1 protein-coding gene is annotated in these 480 nt (G+C 63.8%); it reads right to left on the bottom strand.

Translation table 11 applies throughout. The features are described 5' to 3' along the window. Positions 1 to 435, bottom strand: a 435-nt coding sequence (locus tag IEJ02_RS48010) for an acyltransferase domain-containing protein (RefSeq protein ID WP_263408061.1), incomplete at its 3' end; no start/stop codon positions are given. Positions 436 to 480 lie beyond the last annotated feature (45 nt).

The raw sequence follows: 480 nt of genomic DNA on the forward strand, positions 1-480 counted from the left end.
CGACCCCACCGTCACCGCCCCCGCACCAACCGCCTCCACCGTCTCACCAATACCCACCAAAAGCCCAGGATGCGGACTGCACTCCACGAAAATGCCATGCCCATCAGCCAGCAAACCCCGCGTCACCCGCTCAAACTCCACCGTCTCCCGAAGATTCGCATACCAATACCCCCCATCCAACCCAGCCGTATCCAACACACCACCCGTCACCGTCGAATAGAACGCCACCTCACCCGACACCGGACAAACACCCGACAACTCCCCCACAAGCCGATCACGAACCCCCTCCACAAACCCCGAATGCGACGCATAATCCACCGGAATCCAACGCGTCCGCACCCCCACCGACCCCAACCGCCCCGCCAAACCCTCCAACGCCCCCACCGCACCCGACACCACCACCGAACCCGGACCATTCACCGCCGCCAACTGCAAACTCCCATCACCACCCGCCAAAAACTCCCCGACCCGCCCAGCCGA

The sequence above is a fragment of the Streptomyces sp. 5-10 genome (assembly GCF_014712245.1).
GTDB classification, from domain to species: Bacteria; Actinomycetota; Actinomycetes; order Streptomycetales; family Streptomycetaceae; genus Streptomyces; species Streptomyces violaceusniger.